Source organism: Halomonas cupida, assembly GCF_900142755.1.
GTDB classification, from domain to species: domain Bacteria; phylum Pseudomonadota; class Gammaproteobacteria; order Pseudomonadales; family Halomonadaceae; genus Halomonas; species Halomonas cupida.
On the sequence record NZ_FRCA01000006.1, the window covers coordinates 153,927 to 173,442 of the forward strand.

The following is a 19,516-nucleotide window of genomic DNA, read 5'->3' on the forward strand; positions in this document are numbered from 1 at the left end:
TCCAGACCTTCTGGTTGCCGACCTCACCCCAGCTTCATTCCCCCAATGGCACGCCGAGTTCATCTTCAGCTCATCTTCTCGAGCGACGCTAGCGCGTCAGCTTATTCAGGAGAGAAGGAATGCGAGCGAGACATAGATGGCAACGCGGCCTTGCTTCATCAGCACTGATGATCGGCGTGCTTCTCGTTGCCAGCGTTGCCTCGGCCCAGAGCCTCTTCGGGCAGCAGCAGGATTTCCTGTCGCCCGATCAGGCCTTCAAGCCGACAGTGAGCCAGGACGGTCAAAACCTCGAGGTCAATTGGGAGATCGAGCCCGGTTATTACCTCTATCGTCACAGCCTCAACGCAGAAGCCGAGGGTCGTGAGCTGACGCTCGACCTCCCCGAAGGGGAGATGATCGAGGACGAGTATTTCGGAAGCTCCGAGGTATATCGCTACGCCCTCAGCATGACGACACCCGTCGATGGCGCTGATCACATCACGTTGAGCTGGCAGGGCTGTGCTGATGCAGGGCTCTGCTACCCGCCACAGACACGCACCTTCGATCTGAACAACGTTTCAGCAGACTCGGATACTTCCGTAGAGTCCGCCCTACTGGACACGGACACTGATGCGGATACGGATACGGATACGAGCGCAGCATCTTCTCCCTCATCTTCCGCCGACGTAGATCTGGCCGACGATCAGCGTCTCGCCGCACAGCTCGCCGAAGGAAATGGGCTCTGGACGCTAGCGGCCTTCTTCGGCATGGGTCTGTTACTCACCTTCACGCCCTGCGTGCTACCGATGATCCCTATCCTGTCGAGTCTGATCATGGGACAGCAGCAACGGGAAGGTAAACGATGGACGACGGGGCTTGTGCTTTCGCTTGCCTATGTCCTGCCCATGGCCGCCACCTACGCATTGCTGGGCGTTGCCGCCGCCATGGCCGGGGCCAATCTGCAGATGCTGTTTCAGAATGTCTGGTTCATCGGCCTGTTCTCGGCGCTCTTCGTACTTCTCGCCCTGGCCATGTTCGGCGTGTTCAACCTGGAGTTGCCGAACGCTCTGCGCCAACGCCTGGATAGCTGGATGGCCCACCAGCGTGGTGGAAGACTCAAAGGCGTCGCCTTGATGGGTGTGATATCGGCAGTGCTCGTTGGTCCCTGCATGACCGCACCGCTGGCGGGAGGGTTGCTGTTCATTGCAGAAACCGGCGACCCCTGGCTGGGCGGAGCTGCACTGCTTGCGCTGGGTCTGGGTATGGGTGCTCCGCTGGTTCTGATCGGCACTGTCGGCGGTCACCTGTTACCCAAGCCCGGCGCCTGGATGGCCCGTGTCAGAGGTTTCTTCGGCTTCGTTATGCTGGGCATGGCGATCTGGTTCGTCGCTCGCATAACGCCCGATGCCATCGTACTTGGCCTTTGGGGCGCACTGGGCCTGGGCCTCGCTGTCTCTCTACGATTCCTGGCCCGAGGCATCGCCACTGGCGGAGTTCTTCCCCAGCTCACCTCGGCCAGCGCTCTCATCATCGGACTGTGGAGCGCTCTGGTCCTGATCGGCGCTGCTGGCGGTGGGGAGGATCCGTGGCGACCGCTGGCGGTATATACGCCTGGTGTCGCAGCTTCCACCGAAGCAACACCGCAGGCCCTCTCGTTCGACAAGGTCGATGATCTCACCACACTCAAGAACCGCGTTGCCACAGAGGCAAACAATGGCCGGATGACGCTGGTCGAGTTCACCGCCGAATGGTGTGTTTCGTGCGAAGTCATCAAACGCGAGGTGTTTGGCGATCCTGTCGTGCAAGCCGAGCTGCAGGATGTGCAACGTCTGAGCGTTGACGTGACGGATTACGACGCAGATGACAAGTCGATCATGCAGCACTTCGGCGTCGTTGGCCCACCGACACTCATGTGGTTCGGTCCCGACGGGGAAGAAGTCCGCAGCGCGCGCATCATTGGCGAGCTGAGTGCCGAGGACTTCCTCGAACGCTACGCCCAGGCCAGACAAGTTCCCGGCACAACGGCGGAGGGGTAATCCATGAACCTACTGGATCGCAGCATTGTCCTTGGTCCCATGGGTGTCAGTCTGGGCCACCTGCTGTTGGTGCTGGCGATGCTGGTTGCCCTCATGGCAGGCGCCTGGGTCGGTCGCAAGCGGCAGGTACACATCGGTGACAGCCTGTTCAACGCCCTGCTCATCGGCGTCATCGGCGCGCGCATCATCTTCATTGCGCGTTACTGGGACAGCTACGACTCGCTCTGGTCCTGGTTCGACATCCGCGATCGAGGTTTCGAACCTCTGGCAGGACTGGCGTTTGCATTGATCTACCTTGGGTGGCGCCTCTGGCGTCACCCGGGCGAGCGGCGCCCTCTGGGTGCCGCCATGATCTCGGGGGCTCTGGTGTGGTCTCTGACGGCAGGTGCGCTGGTACTCATGACACCACGCGGCGCGCCCCTTCCCGCTACGCCTCTGACCACGCTCGACAGCTCCGAGGTGATGCTGCCAAGCATACAGAACGAAACCGGGCAGCCAATGGTCGTCAATCTCTGGGCCAGTTGGTGTCCGCCATGCCGTCGAGAGATGCCGATGCTTGAGCAGGCCCAACAACAGCTCGGCGACATCACCTTCGTCTTCGTCAACCAGGGCGAAAGCCCGAGTGCCCTCGCCACGTTCCTCGAACAGGAGTCACTCAATCTCCAGCACCTCTATCGAGACCCGAACATGACCTTCGGACAACAAGTCGGCGCGGTAGCCATGCCAACCACGCTCTATTACGACGCTGACGGCAACCTCGTCGACACCCACTTCGGCGAGCTATCCCGCGCCACCCTGGATCGCAGCCTCGAACGTCTGCAATGACCCTTTTTTCCACGAAGCCTTTGCTCCACGAAGACCTTTTTTCGCAGAGCCCTTTGCCCATCATGGAGATGATATCCGTGCAAACTCGAAATCCTTTCTCAGCATCGTTCAAGACCGTTATCGCGCTTGCCGCCAGCCTTACCCTACCGGTAAGCCTGCCGGCTCTGGCGGAAGACTGGCCCGCGCCCATCAAGCAGATCGAGACACAGGGGCTGACGATTCATGGTGAGTTCGATGCGCCTGGCGGACTCAAGGGCTATGCCGCCAGCATGCGCGGCCAGGCTGTTGCCGCCTACCTGACACCGGATGGCGAGCATGCAGTGGTCGGCACCCTGATCGATGCTCAGGGACAGAATGTCGCAACGACGACACTGGAACAGCTCGTCTACGGGCAGAGGAATGCGGAACTGTGGCAACAGATGGCCGATCACCACTGGGTGCGCGACGGCGAGGCAGATGCACCACGCATCATCTATACCTTCAGCGACCCCAATTGCCCGTACTGCCGCCAGTTCTGGGAGGACGTACAACCCTGGGTGGAAAGCGGACAGGTCCAGGTTCGCCATCTGATGGTGGGGATTCTCAAGGCCGACAGCCGCCAGAAAGCCGCCGCACTGCTCGCCGCCGATGATCCGGGCGCCGCGATCGCCGAGCACTATCGCAACGACGCCATGCCGGACAATGCAGGTAGTGATCAAAGCGAGCAGCGGGTCGACGAAAACACGCAATTGATGCGTGATGCTCAACTCCATGCCACCCCTGTGACCTTCTATCGCGGCGACGACGGTGTTCACCACGTGATGGGGGCTCCCAGGCCGGATCAGCTTCGCGCGATCACGGGTAGCGAGGCTCCCTGAGCAGCGAATGCCTCATCTCTCGCTCTTGATCACGGGAAACTGGAGAGTCACCCGCAGCCCAACGCCATTTCCTGAAACCATCGTCATCCGGCCACCGGCGCGGATGACGATGGCCTCGACAATGGAAAGCCCCAGGCCACTACCCTGCGGGTGGTTGCCTCGGAGAAAGCGTTCCGACAACCGTGCCAGACGGTCCGGCGGAATGGTATCGCCCTGATTGGCAATATCGATGCTCAGCATGTCGACACCAGCATGAATGTCGATGTCGATCGGACCACCAGGTTCGCCATGTCGCATGGCGTTCTCCAACAGATTGCGCAGAGCGGTCACCAGCAGCGCTCCCGAGACCTCGGCACGCCATTCCGTATCAGCACCATTCACACGGCAGCGGTCGCGACTTGCTGTCTCGTTCATCGCGGCCTCGAGTGCCTCCTTGATGGCAACGGGTTCGAGTTTCCCGCGTGCCATCTCCTCACTCTCCATCCGCGCCAGCATCAGGAGTTGATCCAGGGTTCTGGTCAAGCGCTCCACTCCTGCCTCGGCCTGCTGCATCGCCTCCCTGCGCCGATCACCCTCGACTCGATCGGCGATCTGAAGGTGTGTGCGAATCGCGGTAAGCGGTGTGCGCAGTTCATGAGCGGCATCGTCGGTGAAACGCTGCTCCATCTCGAGCATGCGCTCGGTGCGCCCCAGCAGCGTGTTGAAGCCATCAATCAGTGGACGTATCTCGCTGGGCAGACCGCGCACAGGCAGTGGTGAAAGATCACCGTGATCGCGCCCGGAGAGCCGCCGCTGAAGCCTGGAGAGCGGAGCCAGCCCTCGAGTCACTCCCCACCACAAGGCGACAAGGCTGCCCACCAGGGCAAGCAGGAAAGGATAGAAAGCGGCGCGACGTACCTGAGACAGCAATGACTCCCTCTCGCGTATTCTGTCCGCCACGGTAATGCGCTTGTCGTCATCGACCAGCGTATAGACGCGCCAGCGTTGACCGTTGTGATCGCGATAGCTGTAGCCTTCAGCATCGGCCTTGAGCACATCATTCAGTTCAGGGTGGGTCCCCGCAATCACCTGGCCACGCAACGACGAGACACGGCATGCAACACCGCCTGGCGACGGGATGAGTGAGGGATCGTTGCTGTCACCAAGCGCCGCGGCAGGCACATTCCTCAACAATCCCGCCACCATGTGGGCCGACTGAGCCAGACGCTGGTCCAGGGAGCGCTCGATCTGTGTCGAGACATCGCGCATCAACCACGCGGCCATGATCCCCCAGAGCAGAACCAGTGTGATGCCCAGAGTGGCGACAAGTCGTAGACGAAGGCTCATGAGGAAGGTGCTTCATTGGCGGCGCCGAGGCGATAACCCACGCCTCTGACGGTTTCGATCACGTCACGCCCGAGTTTGCGACGTAGTTGGTAGATGTGCACGTTCAGCGCATTGCTCTCGACTTCATCGTCGATACCATACAGGCGATCCTTCAATTGATCCGTGCTGAGGATCCGCCCGCGAGCACGAATCAACGCCTCGAGCAGCATCAGCTCGCGGCGCACCAGTACCACGGGTTCGCCATCCAGCGTCACACTGCGGTCAATCGGGTCGAAAGCGATGCGACCGTGGTGGATCGCACGATCCACCTGCCCCGCTGCTCGACGCAGTAGTGCCTGCAACCGCGCAATCAGTTCATCAAGATCGAACGGCTTGACGAGATAGTCATCAGCACCGCCCTGAAGCCCCTCGACTCGGCTGGCCACGGCATCCCTGGCGGTAAGCATCAGCACCGGAGTGGCAATTCCTGAACGCCGCCACTGACCGAGCAGCGTCAGTCCATCGCCGTCGGGCAAACGCCGATCGAGGATCACGGCATCATAGTCCATCGTCGTCAGCGCACTTCGAGCAGCGGCCAGTGTCATCACACCATCAACCACGAAATCGCTCAACGCCAACCCCGCCTCGATCCCCGCCGCAACCAGAGCATCATCTTCAACGAGCAGCACTCTCATGACATCACACCCAGCACAGCAAGAAGACGACTACCAGTGTCGCCCACGTTCATTAAGCGAGGATGATTTCCGGTCTCACCCATCCATTGAAAGATGAACTTCACAAACGCGCTTGAAAGACGAACTTGAGAGACGAACTTGAGAGATAAGTTCCGGCACGCCCCGCACGGCGATCTTCAGTATGCCACTATTAACCCGGCATGCTTTCATGTTGGGTCAATGGCGGCACAGGGACGTGCCGCCGTCGGCCTGATGGCCGACGCGGGACCGCACCACACCAGCAGATCCGCGCATCTACGCCAGTGGGGTGCGGACGACAATCAAATCGATCAGGATGAGCTATTTGATTGCCATGTTAATAAAGCGGCCCCCGCTCCGGGGTCGGATGTAAAACGATGTATCGCCCACCCGGCCCGATGCCGCAAGGACTTCGGTGGGCAGACGAAGAGACCTACCATGCGCTGTCAGGGAAAAATGGGCCGCCATGAAGATGACGGCTCCTGGTCTCAGAATGAGATAATTTCGCCATCGGCGGGGATCGAGACATGATCCTGGATGCCCTCTTCCTGCACGTAATCGGACAGTTCGTCACGGCTCAGCGTCATATGGTTCACCGCGTCCATATGCACCGCGATGATGGTGGCATCCGGGGCCGCCTGATGGGTACGCAGTGTATCTTCCCTGCCCATGATGATGGGGTCACCTTCGAAGCCGGTCACCTCGGCGGCGCCAGTATTCAACACGATCACCTCGGGGTTGTAGCGCTCCAGCGCCTGTTCGACTTCGTCACGCCAAACGGTATCGCCAACTACATAGGTGGTCTTCTGTCCCGGCGCCTCGAAGATCACGCCCATGACATCGCCGAGCGATTGGGCCAGTTCGGGGACGGCATAGAGGGCATCGGAGCCGTGTTGACCACCTGTCTTGTGGAGCTGCACCCCACCGAACTCAGCGTCATCATCGAGGATGCGCACATCATTGAAGCCCTGAGAGCGAATCAACTCAGCATCGGCGGCATTCTGGGCGAATAGGGGAATGTCCTTCGGCAGCAGCTCCTGGGCGGCGGCATCCCAATGGTCGAGGTGGGTGTGGGTGACAATCACGGCGTCCGCGTCACCAATCACATCCTCTGCTGGCATTGGCAGCCCAACCAATGGATTGCGCAACTCGCTGCGGTAGGTGTTCTCGAAGCCCGGATAGGCACTCTGTTCGGCCAGCATTGGATCGATCAGGAAGGTGGTATCCCCATAGGTGATCTTCACTGTGGCATTACGGATCTGCTGCACCTGTTGTGTTGCCTCCCGAGAGACCGAGTCCGCGGATGCATTGCCGGCGATAAGGGCCGTGGTCAGGGCCAGGGAACTGGCGAAGGTCTTGCTCAGCATATGAGTGCTCTCCATTACGTTTCTGAGGTGATGGCAAGCAGTCTAGAGGGACCCGGCCGAGCAAAAAATTGGCCTGAAAGACAATAATCGAAACTTTCGGGCCACGGTGGCATAATTCAGGAGAATGAACCTCAGGAGTCACGCCTTGTCGCTGCCCAGCGTTGGACTGATCCTTCACCCGAATATCAGCCCCTTCCATTTCTCGGTGCCCTATACGGTGTTCGGTATGGCCTCGCCCGACCGCCCGCTGTTCGATCTATCCATCGTGGCGCTGGAGGGAAAGCCGCTGCAGGCCGAGCGTGTAATGACACTACGGCCCGACGGTGGCCTGGAACTGCTGGATAGAGTTGATATCGCGGTGGTACCTGGCTGGCATGACCTGAATGAAGCACCACCGCCAGAGTTGTCCGAGGCGCTCGTCCGCTGCCATGAGCGGGGCGCTCATGTGGTGGGGCTCTGTTACGGCACCTATGCCCTGGCTTACGCCGGGCTGCTGGACGGCAGGCGAGCGTCGACTCACTGGATGGCCGAGCAGGACTTCAGTGCCCGCTTTCCCGGAGTCAAACTGGACACCAACGCGCTCTACGTGGAGGAGGACCGTCTGGTGACGTCTGCCGGTACCGCTGCCGGCCTGGATTGTTGCCTGTTCCTAGTACGCGAATATTACGGTGCGCAGGTTGCCAACAAGGTAGCCCGTGCCATGGTGGTCCCACCGCATCGAGAGGGTGGACAGGCGCAGTTCATTGAGCAGCCAGTGGCCACTTCCACCCAGGATGCCCATATCAACCGCCTGCTCGACTACCTGCGAGAACACCTGGCGGAGTCGCACACCATTGACGAGCTCGCTGCCCGTACTGCCATGAGCCGGCGTACCTTCACGCGCCATTTCCACAAGGCCACCGGCATGACAGTAGTGGCCTGGCTGGTGAGCGAGCGGTTACGGCGCGGACGCGAACTGCTGGAGACCACGTCCCTGTCGGTGGAAGCCATTGCGGAAAGGGCCGGTTTCCAGACAGCGACATCGTTTCGGCAACATTTCAGGCAACGCCATCAGGTCAGCCCCCGCGACTGGCGCAAGACCTTCGGCGAGCCAAAAGACTGACCATCGCTGGGCCCACCAGCTTCCCCCTTCAACCCATTTCTCAACATCGGCCAGGCGTCACACGACGTCTCCGATGGCCAGGACCATGCGACGCGAAAATTCTCTGCGCTGTTCCAACGTTGTGATTCGATTGATTGACGGGAAGCACTGTATAGCGGGCACTTCAGTCAGCAGCATGAATAAACCGCGTGATAGTCACATCAACCGTAATCGTCAGTGCCTCCAGCGCGGCGGCACGTGCCCGACCTTCGGCACTGGCCCGATGCAGATGTGGCGTCATTGCCAGCAAATCAGCAATCTGCTCGGCACTCTCCAGCTCTGCCGTATAACGCAACGTCTCACGACCCACTCGTGAAAAACCTTCCGGCGCCCCGTCATCTTCGACACGAGGGGCTTTCAGTGAGGGATAGATGACTTCGCGAAGCTCACGCAAATGATCAGGCCCGGCATCGACCTGGATCAGTTCCCCTCCCGGCTTCAGCACCCGGGCAAACTCGGCATAGGCCGGAAACCCAAACATGCAAAGCACACGATCCAGACTGCTCGTCTGAACAGGTAGATGCGCATTGGTACCCACCACCCAGGTGGCAGCTTTCTGGCGTTTGGCAGCAGCCAACACCGCCCACTTGGAAATATCGACTCCAAGTAGCGCCAGCGCCTGTGTATCAGCCGCACTTTCCAGCCCACGCAGGTAGTAGCCCTCGCCACACCCCGCATCCAGGCAGCTCAACGTTGCATCCGGCGCTACGCTCACCAGCACCGTACGCGCCACGGCTTCGGCAATGGGTTGATAATGGCCCGACTCGAGAAAGCGTCGCCGCGCCGCCACCATCTCCTTGCTGTCTCCAGGATCATGTGAGCGCTTGCGTTGCACCGGCAGCAAATGCACATACCCCTGACGCGCAATATCGAAGCCATGACCTGTCTCGCACTGCCACGCGCCACCTTTCCGATGCAACGAATCACCATCCAGCGGACAGATCAGCGCCTCGAATGATGTGGTACTCATTTACGGCCCACCCTCTCCATTTCCTGCGGTTATTCCATGAATCCAGGTTCCACACCAGCGCAAACTGGAGGCTACCTCTGCTTTCCGCTCAACCTGTGATACGCCACACATCGGCTGCCATCCGGCCAGGAGGGGTTATTGTCTCGTCTCTTGAGGTTCAAAGCGAGATGCCTGAGCATGCCCCAGGTATCTCCGAGAGCAGTACGAGGCCGAGTTACGGGAGACCAGAGAGGTATTGGACGAGGCCTACTTGCAGATCCAGGTGCTATCAGAGACTCAAGCACCTGTTCCGGCCGAGCCACCGGCCTTCCGCTCCGTCAAGGTGCGGTTGGATCTTCAGGTTGTGTCGAACCATCTCCCAGCCAACCAGATTGATGCTGTCTACCGTGCTATCTCTGCTGAGATTGCGTGGCTACAATGATCCCGACAAGAGATTCCGAGATTACCATGCCTATTCAAATCAGATTGGCCCGACCATCCGATGTCGGGGGAATTTTCCGTGTCCGAACCTCGGTCAACGAGAACGTCTTGACCATGAGCGAGATGGCCGAGATGGGGATCACCGAGGCTTCGGTGACGGAGATGATTCAGAGCGCTCCCTGCGCCTGGGTTGCTTGCGAGGACGCACAGATTGTTGGCTTTTCCATGATTGATTCTGACGAAGGATCACTGTTCGCAGCATTCGTCCTGCCTTCGTACGAAGGCAAAGGGATCGGCAAGAGATTGGTACAAGCTGCTGAGGAAGCCTTGTTCTCGAAGCACGCTCTTGCGTGGCTGGAAACTGCCGAGGCAAGTCGCGCCGCTGGCTTCTATCGCCATATTGGATGGAGCAATGAGCAAGACATTGGCGAAGGCGATATACGCCTCGAAAAGCGCCGCCTCTGAATGCTGCAAGCCATACCACCTCATACCTCAAGACGACGCGCCCAGCCACACAATGAAGTACACAGAAACGTGCCGCGAATGGGCAACCATCATGAGCGCGCCTCCTACCGACGTTGCCTGAAAGCGCCGACTCGCTACGTCGTTGCGATCGGAGGCCCGAACCAGGTTGTCAGTGCATCAACGAGCCCCTGCTGGGTCTGGTTTCCCACCCAAGCCACATATCCATCGGGCCGAATCAGTACGGCAGCGGGAGCAGTGACCTCTCCGATTGCCGGAAGCTCCCACGTACCGGCGTAAGCAGCGTCGACCAACTGAACCCGATCTGCCCAGGGGCTGATATCAAAGCTACCAGGCGCTCCGAGGTTGAGTAACACCGGGCGTGCACCGTGCAATAGGGCGAAGACTCGCAGTGGGCCGTTGGGCGTGATCAGGTCGAGATCAGGCATCCGGCGCCCAAGCAGCGGGTGCCCCTCGCCGAGGTCGTAATGAATGTCCAGACCGAACATCATCGCGGCAAATCGCCTGCGAGGCTCTTCTGCGCTGAGGAGTTCAGCAATGGTGTCGCGCAAGGCTTCCACACGTGCGTCCGGACGGCGGAGTGCGACATACGCCATTGTGGTGCGCAATATGCGAGCGGTAACCGGGTGACGTTCGTTATGGTAGGTATCCAGGAGGCTAACCGGGGATGTCCTGTTGACTACCTGAGCCAGCTTCCATCCCAGATTCATTGCATCCTGCACGCCAATCTGGAGGCCCTGGGCACCTTCCGGAGCATGCACGTGAGCGGCGTCACCAGCGAGCAGAACCCGTCTGTCTCGGTAGGCAGCAGCCTGCCGGGTCATATCGGTGAATCTGGAGATCCAGGTGGGGCTGTGAACCCCGTAATCTGTCCCGTAGACGGCGATGAGCGCATCGCTGAGATCCTGCAGAGTGGGCTCGCTCGCGGGACCAATGTGCGCTTCGGTGACCATGACTCGTACCGGCCCGCTGTCCGCATAGACCACCTCCCCGTTGCGGATCTCATAATCCACTCTGCCGAGACCGTGCACGCCGAGTGCGTCCTCCCGAGTGCCCCATTCAGGGACCTCGGCCAACTCGACCTCGGCGATCAGGCTGCTCATGGTTGGATCCCATCCCGGGAACTCGATGCCGGCTGCCTTGCGGACCACGCTACGTCCTCCGTCGCACCCGACAAGATACTCCGCTCGTAGCGATTGGCCGTCGGACAGCGCAATGTCGACGCCAGTCTCGCTCTGTGTGAAACCGGTCACCTCGACCTCGCGATAGATCGTCACCGCCAACTCACCGACCCAGCCGGCCAGTATGCGCTCAATGTCGTTCTGCCAGAGCCCGAGCGAGTAGGGATGTCGGGAGGGGAAGTCGCTGATATCCAGGGTCACCCCGGCGAACTGCCCAACCTGAGCCACCTGCCCCTCCGAGAGAAACCGCTCGACGATTCCGCGCTGATCGAGGATCTCAATGGTCCGCGAGTGCAGACCGCCTGCTCGCGTTCCGGCAAGCTCCTGATTGGCGCGTCGCTCGACAATGGCAACATCGACTCCCGCCAGGGTCAGTTCCCCCGCCAACATCAGGCCAGTTGGCCCAGCCCCGGCGATCACCACGGCATGCTCATTAATCAATTTGCCCATTTTTGCCTCTCACCTGATAAATAGAGACGGAAATTGAACACCACCAGCAGGGGCTTGCCACAAGCCCCTGCTGGTGTAAGATATTGAAATGGGAAATGAAGAATGTTCGCCCGCGATGGATCCATAGCTGCCCCTTAGCATACCTGCCTGACTTCGAATGAATCTGCACTAGCTCCCCTCCCTCCCCCCGCTGGAGTGACTTGGTGTGCGCGCGACGGACAACCCGTTCTCCCCAGACATCCGTTGCCGTGTCCTCAAGCGCCCGGAAAAACGCGCCCTGTGGATGCTGAACTCCGGGGACTGGCTGCAGGTCTGGAGACACCGAGAAGAACCGCGGATCCTGCAGCCAGCGCTCGTCATAGCGGAAGGCGCTACGCTTGCCACTGCCCAGTTACAGGCGTCCGATGAGTTTGCCATCCGCACCGAGATGGATGTCGATATCCTGGCGTTGTGTTTGCCCGGTAGCGATCAGAAGCCCTCGAACTCATCGTCACCAGTGGTCTCGCCTCCTTTCACCATCACCTCCGATGACCTTTCCTTCGGTTTCTTCCCACTGGCTGACCGCACCCGTTTAGGCAACTGGTCCACGGCCAGTTCTAGACCCAAGGTATCCTGCTCCAGCGCCATGACCTTGACCACGTCCTCGAGGCGACCGAGTACATGCAGAGCGCGCAGGAAGGTGTGCAACGCGGTCCCGGGATGACCGTCTTCCATGCGTCTGACCGTACTCAGCGATGTACCGATACGCTGCGCCAGGTCCTCCTGTGTCAATCGACGCATGCGACGAGCCGTTGATAAATCATGACCGAGATTGCGCAAGGCACGTGCCACGGGTGGCGGCATCGCCACCTGAGTGCCGGAACGTTTGGAGACTGAGGACACCATGCCTAACTATCCAAATATGAGTGATATACACTTATAAGAGTTCAAATCTAAGCTCTTATGATCAATTATAGATCAAACATAGATGCTTATGAGAATTCTGTTGGCTGGAGATGGGTGTATCGACACAGATCCAGTGAGTACATCCAGGCTGTTTTCTTCTGCAGCCATCACTCCGGGACCGGACATGAAACATCGTCTAGCCCGTCCGGTTCGCTACCGCAACGACCGAGTGATTGGCTATGCGGTCAGCAGTTCCATACCTCTGTGGTCACGCACAGGATGACGAATCGCCTCCTTGGTGATATTCACTTCCAACGCCACCTTCGCCGCTTCCAGTACGCCAACATCTATTTGGTAACCCCCTCGCGCCTTGAGCCAGTCAAGCACCTCTGCCAGATGCCAGATCGAGGCGCTACCTTCGTGAACCGGCACAGGAAACGTCGCTCGGTGTGCGAGCATCAATTTCCGCATTGCCTGCCGGGAAATGCCCACGGCGTCCGCCACATCCGTCAAACCAACAAGGTCTGGCAAAGCCTCGATCAGGCGCGCGGAAGGAACCGCACTTTTGACATCGGCCAGAGCAGTACGAAACGCCGCTTCAGCGTTATCCGCCTCCCGGGAGAACTCCAGCGCCAGGCGCCCCGGCAGCCCCACGCCCACCAGGGCGTCATCACAACCGGCAGCGCCCAAGCGCTCCACCAATGCATCCAGATCACTGTCGTGGTCAGCCAACTGGTATTTCAGCGTAAAAATGTATTCCATGGCTCAATCCTCCGGTTTCGCCTCGCCCCGACGCTTGTGGGTGGAGCATTTGTCCACCACCCTACGAAGCGCCCGGGCGTGGCTGCCGGGATTTCTCGGCGTACTCCACACACTCGCGATACAGAACTCACCGCATCGGCATTCATCATCATTGTAGGGACAGTAGATCCTGCCCCAAGCGTGACTACCGCCCGCCTCAACACGCCACCCTTGAGCCTCGGCATACTTCAAGACTTCTTCGATCTCCTTCCTGGAATGAAAGGGCCGGGACATCGATGCTCCTTCAGTATCAGAATAGAGCGAAGGGTTGTCAACTGACAACTCTTCGCTAAACACACCAAGGCATTACACTCTGCATTTGAGTCAAAACCACCTCAGCAGGTCACCTCTCAACTTTAGCGGAACCTCCTTGTCAGACACCGCGCCACGCGTGATACAGCAGATAGCTCCGAAATTCTCTCCAGTAGTTGATCGGTATCGATGTGGCTGTCATATGTTCACGCACCATTGAAAAAGCCGCCGGTGATCTCTCACCGGCGGCCTAGCCTTCAAGGTACTTGATCGGCTGCGCTAGCTCATATCAACAGGAGTTTATTCCACTCTAATATCAACGAGAGGAAAATCAATCTAAATAACAGTTAGTTAGAAAGGCGACCTTTCTCGATACCATCATCTATACCATGCGCAGAGTTTTTTTTGCTGCTCGTCGCCGCTTTAACTCTGCCTTAGCCCATGCTGATGCTTCTGCTATATCCCGGCGAAGGTGCTCTATCTCATCGGAGGTCAATCGACGCACTGTTCACCACTCCTTTGTTGCTGTCTGAGGGTACCATGCTGCGAACTCGCCTTCGCCAAAAAGCGGCGATTTCACGATTATTAAACGCAGATACGTAATGCCTCATCGCGATTTCTATCTATCGGTTTAGAATACCGACGCCTGCCCTTGAGACATCAGAATGTGGTGCCATACTGTGTCTGTGTACTACAAAAACAACTCTTTTGGCGAAAAACATAACTGACTCGACTTAACGATGAAATCTAATCAGGCATAATATCATCAATGTTATCTTTAAAACCATCTAACAGAAAGTAAACAATGTACTTCGTCGGCGCATCAAAAACAGGGAAAAACAATGACACCAATAGAACAAACACAGACATGGATTGAAGATAAACCTATATGGTGGAAACACAGCATTAAACTAGCACTTGAACACGGAGAATTAGATCAGAGTGACCTCGATGAAATCTACTATATTGCTCGTGTTGAACACCAACTAGTCCACTCAGAAGAATGCTCTACTTCTAGCAGCCACGATTTAGACTTCACCGGACATACTAGTGAACAAGGAAAAGTCAATCTACTATCATTATCCGAAGTGTATGGTGTTGGTGCTCTTATTGAAAAACAAGTTCTAACATTTTCCAGAGATGGCATCTTCATAGTTTATGGTGACAATGGAGCAGGAAAATCCAGCTACTCCAGCATAATGAAAAATTCTTGCCTAACACGCGGTTCGTGCCCCAAAATATTAGGGAATGTATTTGAACAAACCAATCCTTCGCCTAGCGCAACGATCAAAATCTTAGTAGACGGGAAGGACGAAACTCACCCTTGGAGCTTGAACTCTTCAAGCATTGCCCCCCTGAAGGCAATTAGGGTTTTCGATACAGACTCAGCTCATCATTACGTTAACAAAGAGGATGCTCTAGGTTTCAAGCCTTCTGGCTTAAACTTATTAACAGAGCTGACTAGAGCCATCAACCAAGTCAAAGCTATTGTTGAAGAAGATATAATACCAGGAAACGGACTTATCTCATTAAAACCAATAAATTCCGAAACCAATACAGCACAATTCTTCAACGGAATATCTGCCGACACTAAAGAAGAAGATGTGCAAACTCATAGAGCTACGACAGAGGATCTTGAGAATATAGAACCTCTAAGACAAGAAATTTCAAAAGATAAGCTACAAACACCAGAAAGTCTAAAAGCCAACCTCAATCAACAAAAGCAAATAATAACACCGCTGCAAAGATTTATTAATAACGCTTTGAAACCTCTAAGCGATAAAGCTTTTGACAGGCTTAAAGAACTGCAAGAAGATTACAACACAAAGCAGAGAACTGCCGACAAAATAATGCAGGCCACTCTACAAGGCCTACCTCTAGAAACTGTTGCAGGTATAAACTGGCAAAGCCTATGGAGTGCAGCAAAAACCTTCATTGAAAACGAGCCGAATTCTCACAACTTCCCACCTATCCAAGGTGAAAATTGCCCTCTATGCCTCCAGGAAATCTCAGAGAACAGTAGTAAGCAGCTGGCCTCATTAAATAGTTTCTTGGCCGACAATGCTGCTACAGAAGCAAAAAAGGCTCATGACTTATTGAGCAATGCTATAAGAATGATTTCATCACAAGACCTTAGCTTGGAAAACTATAAGGCGGCACTAGAAGAATCCAACAAGCTAAAGCCCGGTATAAACGAAAAAATCATAGCTCTGTTTGAAATTTTAGCCGAGCGCCAAAAGATATTTACCACCTCCTCAAAATTGCCCGATCTTCAATCCACACTAGATATTTCATCTTCAGTTGACATAAACGCAATATTAAAAAATATTGATGAGCAAATAGAATCAGTTAAAACCAACCAAGACTTAGCTGAGCTCATCAAAAGGAAAGAAAAAAATTTACAGGACCTATCAGACAAAAAATATATCAACGATAACCATGAATCAATAGTAAAAAACATACGCCGTTATAAAGTCATCAGAAAGATGGAAGCAATAAAGAGTGAATGCAACACTCGCAAAGTTTCCGATCTTTCTTCAAAAATTTACCAGCAAGGAGTCATAGAACCTATTATCTCTGCTTTCAGGGACGAACTTAGAAAATTTGGATTCACGCGCTTCTCGGTGGATGTTCAAACAAGAAACACCGGAGGACAACAACAATTTAAGTTAGCAATCGCAAATGCTGGCGAACCAATAGTTGCTAAAGTTGCTAGCGAGGGGGAACAAAGATGCATTGCAATTGCAGCTTTTTTAGCAGAGATGAAAGCAGATAACAGACTGTCTGCTGTCATATTCGATGACCCTGTGAACTCACTAAGTCATCAGTGGAGTAGCAAAGTAGCCGCCAGACTTATTTCAGAATCACTTTCTCGGCAAGTCGTCGTATTTACTCATGACATAGTTTTCTTCAAGCTTTTACTAGAGCAAGCCGAACTCCAAGGAGCCCAGCATGCAAGCGTCGCATTGGAGCGTTCTAGAAAATTCGCTGGGATAGTAAGGGATAGTGCTCCATGGGAAGCACTAACAACATCAAAGCGCATAAAACATCTAAATACAAAATTACAAGGTTTAAGGAAGTTGGATAGAGATGGAACTGAAGCTGATTTTCGTCAAGCATCCCGGGCATTTTACGGCTTACTCAGAGAAACTTGGGAACGATTAGTTGAGGAAAAATTGCTCAATAAGGTAGTAAGCAGGTTTGAAAGAGGGGTTTACACACAACGCCTATCTCGCCTTGTTGACATTTCAGACGATGATACAGCTAAAGTAGATAATGCAATGGGAAAATGCAGCACCTATTTCACAGGACATGACAGCGCTCCGGCAGTAGGTGATCCGTATCCGACAATAGAAGAAATTGAAGATGACCTGAAAAACATCAAAGATTTTCTAGATGAATTACAGGGAAGCCGTAAGAGGACCTGACCAGTTCAATACCTCTCCAAAAAGGCGGCCCACCAAGCCATGTCAAAACGAGACCTGCTATGGGTCGCTCATGAAATCGCCCCTCGCTACGCGGGGCGATTTCATGTTGCCAAGTCCTATCGGATAGACAGCCGGCCCGGACTTACTGATGAAATTGCCGATTTGGACGTCATGATCAAGGCCATCGTCGATGAGCTGGCACCAGACTTGATGTCGCGCAGAGCAGTAGGTTACGCGTCGGCAGCACAGTTGCTGATCACGGCAGGCGACAATCCAGGCCGTTTAGGCTCAGAAGCCAGCTTTGCGGCGCGATGTGGCGTTAGTCACATTCCCGCTTCGTCAGGCAAGACGCAGCGGCACCGGCTCAACCGGGGCGGCGACCGGGCCGCCAATAGTGCGCTGCATATCATTGCCATCGGGCGACTACGCCTGGATGCCAACACGCAGGCATACATTGCCCGGCGGGTGGCAGAGGGTCACTCCAAGCTGGAAGCTATCCGCTGTCTGAAACGCTATATCGCCCGGGAGCTGTACTATGTGTTGCACAACCGTCACCGGGAGATCAATCAGACCCAAATCGCCACTTGACACTTAGAAGGGCGTCCAGGGTAGTCCATATGGCAGGGCCCGAATTCAACCGAGGCTGTGGTGCCACCGGATGCAGCAGAGCATGAGCTGTCGAGGGAACGTTCCGCTAAATCTCATCCCTGTTATCCAACTTTCCATCTACCTGAGTTTTTTCAGTGCACAAGCGCTTTGAACAACTTAATAACTCATCCACTCTCGAACATAATCAAACGTTTCTTTGGAAACATCTTGATTATGTCCGGCCTTTATCTCACTTATATGATACTTACCATCATTCTTCTTTAGTTCTAGGGTTGCTCTTTCAGGATAAAGAACAGAAAACAGAACTGAATTACCAGAAGCCGCTTTTTCCACATATACGGCGGCACAGTTCTTCATAAACCTAGCCTCCTCAATCAGTTGATTGGCAGACGATATCCATACTATATGATCATTCTCTGGAAGACTACACTCAGGGAAATTTAAATCTGGATCATAAAATTCTTTTGACTTATTCATCTTAATAACCCATGCATCATGAAGCCTTTTAAGATCAGCTTCACTTTTACATTTAACAACTAGTTTTTTCGCATTTTTAAAACTCAAAGACTCACCCAATCGCACAGTATCTTCTGCAATTTTATACAAATCACCTATAGCTTCAAGGCTATGACATAGTTTCACCCTATTTCTCTCAAAAAAATCCTTCAGAAAAATAGCCCCAGAAACCAAGCCCCTCCTATCACTTACATATACCGCTTGTATAGGAACACTGTCCCAGTGCCTAAATTTTGCCATTAAATCAGGTTTAATCAAAGATGCCTTAACAACGTCCAGCTCAAACCTATTACCTTCAAACAACAATATTTTTTTTAAAAAACTTACTGAACCAGCAACAGCTTCGCCTGCGATAAACTTGACAATTTCCTGTCGCTTCATCCCCAACAACCTTACAACATCACTACTATTTGCATTATAAGAGCAGAGAAAGTCAACCATAAGCCAAAGCAATACTTTATTGGAGAAGAACATCTGCAGGCCTCTTCGACTGATCACGCATGCTCTCACAAGCCCCACCTGCATAACTTCAAATTCCAGCAACTCTCTTTTAACATCGTATTGCAAACCGTCAAAATCATCATATAAATTAAAAGAAAATCTACTGTCACCATTCTTATCAAATACCATAACACCCGGATCAAAAAAAGAGAATTTTTCTCCATAAGACTCTCCTTCAACAAGAACATCACCATCTAAAAACTCAATAGAAAAATCAATATCCAAATAAGGAGAATAATCCACCACTATCTTATTAGGCATTTTTACTGGCACCCTTCAATAGCTTCCCTAAGCTTTGATATCAATTCATTTAACTCTCGCTCCTGCTCAGATGTAAAAGCAACCGAAAAATTATCTCTCGTAACCTCCAACTCCAACAACCTTGATTTAGCCAGCACGATGCTAACTTCATTGATATTATCAACAGCCTCTCTACCATCTTGAGCAAGTTTTCCTAGCTCGACCTCTACAAACCCTAGCTTTGCTTTCCCTGACTCCCCTTTAATCAGTCTATCGGCAATTTTCGAAATCGTTCCCCTCAAAAAAAACACTGAAAAAAGCGCGACAGCAGGCCATGAAAAAAACATTTTCAAAAAGCTTTCAGCGACTTCCAAAAAACTAGCAACAGTCATTTAAACATCCCATTCAAGAGAAACTCACTAGAAAAAATTCAACATAACGCCTAAGCTAGATACCTTAAAGGTATAAAGATAAAAATATATCTCATTCATCAGAACCACGGCATAAATTCCAGTAGAAAATTATAATCCATTCCCCAAAAAAAAATGCACCATTAA

General features: G+C 54.4%; 16 protein-coding genes and 1 pseudogene. 8 read left to right on the forward strand and 9 right to left on the reverse strand.

Annotated features, from left to right (window positions below):
- Positions 1 to 119 precede the first annotated feature (119 nt).
- From dsbD to dsbG, 3 genes are all read left to right on the forward strand, one after another.
- Positions 120 to 2,015, forward strand: a complete 1,896-nt coding sequence (gene dsbD, locus BUE38_RS12605; protein WP_073435574.1) for a protein-disulfide reductase DsbD — start codon at positions 120 to 122, stop codon at positions 2,013 to 2,015.
- 3 nt (positions 2,016 to 2,018) lie between these two features.
- A complete protein-coding gene (locus BUE38_RS12610; protein ID WP_073435575.1) occupies positions 2,019 to 2,840 on the forward strand; it encodes a redoxin family protein in 822 nt (273 codons plus the stop codon).
- Between the two features lie 77 nt (positions 2,841 to 2,917).
- Positions 2,918 to 3,697, forward strand: coding sequence for a thiol:disulfide interchange protein DsbG (gene dsbG / locus BUE38_RS12615; RefSeq protein ID WP_159438887.1), 780 nt, complete (start codon positions 2,918 to 2,920; stop codon positions 3,695 to 3,697).
- 12 nt (positions 3,698 to 3,709) lie between these two features.
- On the opposite strand, the gene BUE38_RS12620 is transcribed toward dsbG, so the two are convergent.
- Together BUE38_RS12620 and BUE38_RS12625 are read right to left on the reverse strand one after the other, a co-directional pair.
- Positions 3,710 to 5,023: a HAMP domain-containing histidine kinase gene (locus BUE38_RS12620; RefSeq protein WP_073435577.1), complete on the reverse strand. Its 1,314-nt coding sequence runs from the start codon at positions 5,021 to 5,023 to the stop codon at positions 3,710 to 3,712.
- Positions 5,020 to 5,697 carry a response regulator gene (locus tag BUE38_RS12625; RefSeq protein ID WP_073435578.1) on the reverse strand — a complete coding sequence of 226 codons (678 nt, stop codon included), beginning with the start codon at positions 5,695 to 5,697 and terminating at the stop codon, positions 5,020 to 5,022. Before BUE38_RS12625 ends, BUE38_RS12620 begins: the two co-directional genes overlap by 4 nt.
- A 219-nt stretch (positions 5,698 to 5,916) precedes the next feature.
- Here BUE38_RS12625 and BUE38_RS22550 point away from each other — a divergent pair, with 219 nt between their 5' ends.
- A complete protein-coding gene (locus tag BUE38_RS22550) occupies positions 5,917 to 6,246 on the forward strand; it encodes a hypothetical protein (RefSeq protein ID WP_143166306.1) in 330 nt (109 codons plus the stop codon).
- Here BUE38_RS22550 and BUE38_RS12630 read toward each other — a convergent pair.
- The gene (locus BUE38_RS12630; RefSeq protein ID WP_073435579.1) at positions 6,204 to 7,082 is read right to left on the reverse strand and encodes an MBL fold metallo-hydrolase; all 879 of its coding nucleotides are present in this window, start codon (positions 7,080 to 7,082) and stop codon (positions 6,204 to 6,206) included. The two genes, BUE38_RS22550 and BUE38_RS12630, sit on opposite strands and share 43 nt — an antisense overlap.
- Before the next feature lie 145 nt (positions 7,083 to 7,227).
- Here BUE38_RS12630 and BUE38_RS12635 point away from each other — a divergent pair, with 145 nt between their 5' ends.
- Positions 7,228 to 8,184 (forward strand): GlxA family transcriptional regulator, encoded by a 957-nt coding sequence (locus BUE38_RS12635; RefSeq protein ID WP_073435580.1) that lies wholly within the window; start codon positions 7,228 to 7,230, stop codon positions 8,182 to 8,184.
- A 163-nt stretch (positions 8,185 to 8,347) separates the two neighbouring features.
- Here the strand turns inward: BUE38_RS12635 and BUE38_RS12640 are convergent, their stop codons facing one another.
- Positions 8,348 to 9,193, reverse strand: coding sequence for a putative RNA methyltransferase (locus tag BUE38_RS12640; protein WP_073435581.1), 846 nt, complete (start codon positions 9,191 to 9,193; stop codon positions 8,348 to 8,350).
- A gap of 447 nt (positions 9,194 to 9,640) precedes the next feature.
- Between BUE38_RS12640 and BUE38_RS12650 the strand changes: the two genes are divergently transcribed.
- Positions 9,641 to 10,078: a GNAT family N-acetyltransferase gene (locus BUE38_RS12650; RefSeq protein ID WP_073435673.1), complete on the forward strand. Its 438-nt coding sequence runs from the start codon at positions 9,641 to 9,643 to the stop codon at positions 10,076 to 10,078.
- Positions 10,079 to 10,212: 134 nt separating this feature from the next.
- Here BUE38_RS12650 and BUE38_RS12655 read toward each other — a convergent pair whose 3' ends face one another.
- The 3 genes from BUE38_RS12655 to BUE38_RS12670 form a co-directional block, all read right to left on the reverse strand.
- Positions 10,213 to 11,727, reverse strand: a complete 1,515-nt coding sequence (locus BUE38_RS12655) for an FAD-dependent monooxygenase (RefSeq protein ID WP_200802181.1) — start codon at positions 11,725 to 11,727, stop codon at positions 10,213 to 10,215.
- Between the two features lie 468 nt (positions 11,728 to 12,195).
- Entirely contained in the window at positions 12,196 to 12,612 is a 417-nt protein-coding gene (locus BUE38_RS12665) for a helix-turn-helix domain-containing protein (protein WP_073435583.1), read from the reverse strand.
- A 237-nt stretch (positions 12,613 to 12,849) separates the two neighbouring features.
- The gene (locus BUE38_RS12670; protein ID WP_073435584.1) at positions 12,850 to 13,374 is read right to left on the reverse strand and encodes a helix-turn-helix transcriptional regulator; all 525 of its coding nucleotides are present in this window, start codon (positions 13,372 to 13,374) and stop codon (positions 12,850 to 12,852) included.
- Between the two features lie 1,133 nt (positions 13,375 to 14,507).
- Here BUE38_RS12670 and BUE38_RS12680 point away from each other — a divergent pair.
- Both BUE38_RS12680 and BUE38_RS12685 read left to right on the forward strand, forming a co-directional pair.
- Entirely contained in the window at positions 14,508 to 17,093 is a 2,586-nt protein-coding gene (locus BUE38_RS12680) for an AAA family ATPase (RefSeq protein ID WP_073435586.1), read from the forward strand.
- A gap of 141 nt (positions 17,094 to 17,234) precedes the next feature.
- A pseudogene (locus tag BUE38_RS12685) lies at positions 17,235 to 17,681 on the forward strand (transposase); the annotation flags it as partial.
- Between the two features lie 177 nt (positions 17,682 to 17,858).
- On the opposite strand, the gene BUE38_RS12690 reads toward BUE38_RS12685, so the two are convergent.
- On the reverse strand, positions 17,859 to 18,980 hold the full coding sequence (locus tag BUE38_RS12690; RefSeq protein WP_084541915.1) for a PcfJ domain-containing protein: 1,122 nt from the start codon (positions 18,978 to 18,980) through the stop codon (positions 17,859 to 17,861).
- Positions 18,981 to 18,982: 2 nt separating this feature from the next.
- Positions 18,983 to 19,351 (reverse strand): hypothetical protein, encoded by a 369-nt coding sequence (locus tag BUE38_RS12700; protein ID WP_073435589.1) that lies wholly within the window; start codon positions 19,349 to 19,351, stop codon positions 18,983 to 18,985.
- Between the last annotated feature and the right edge of the window lie 165 nt (positions 19,352 to 19,516).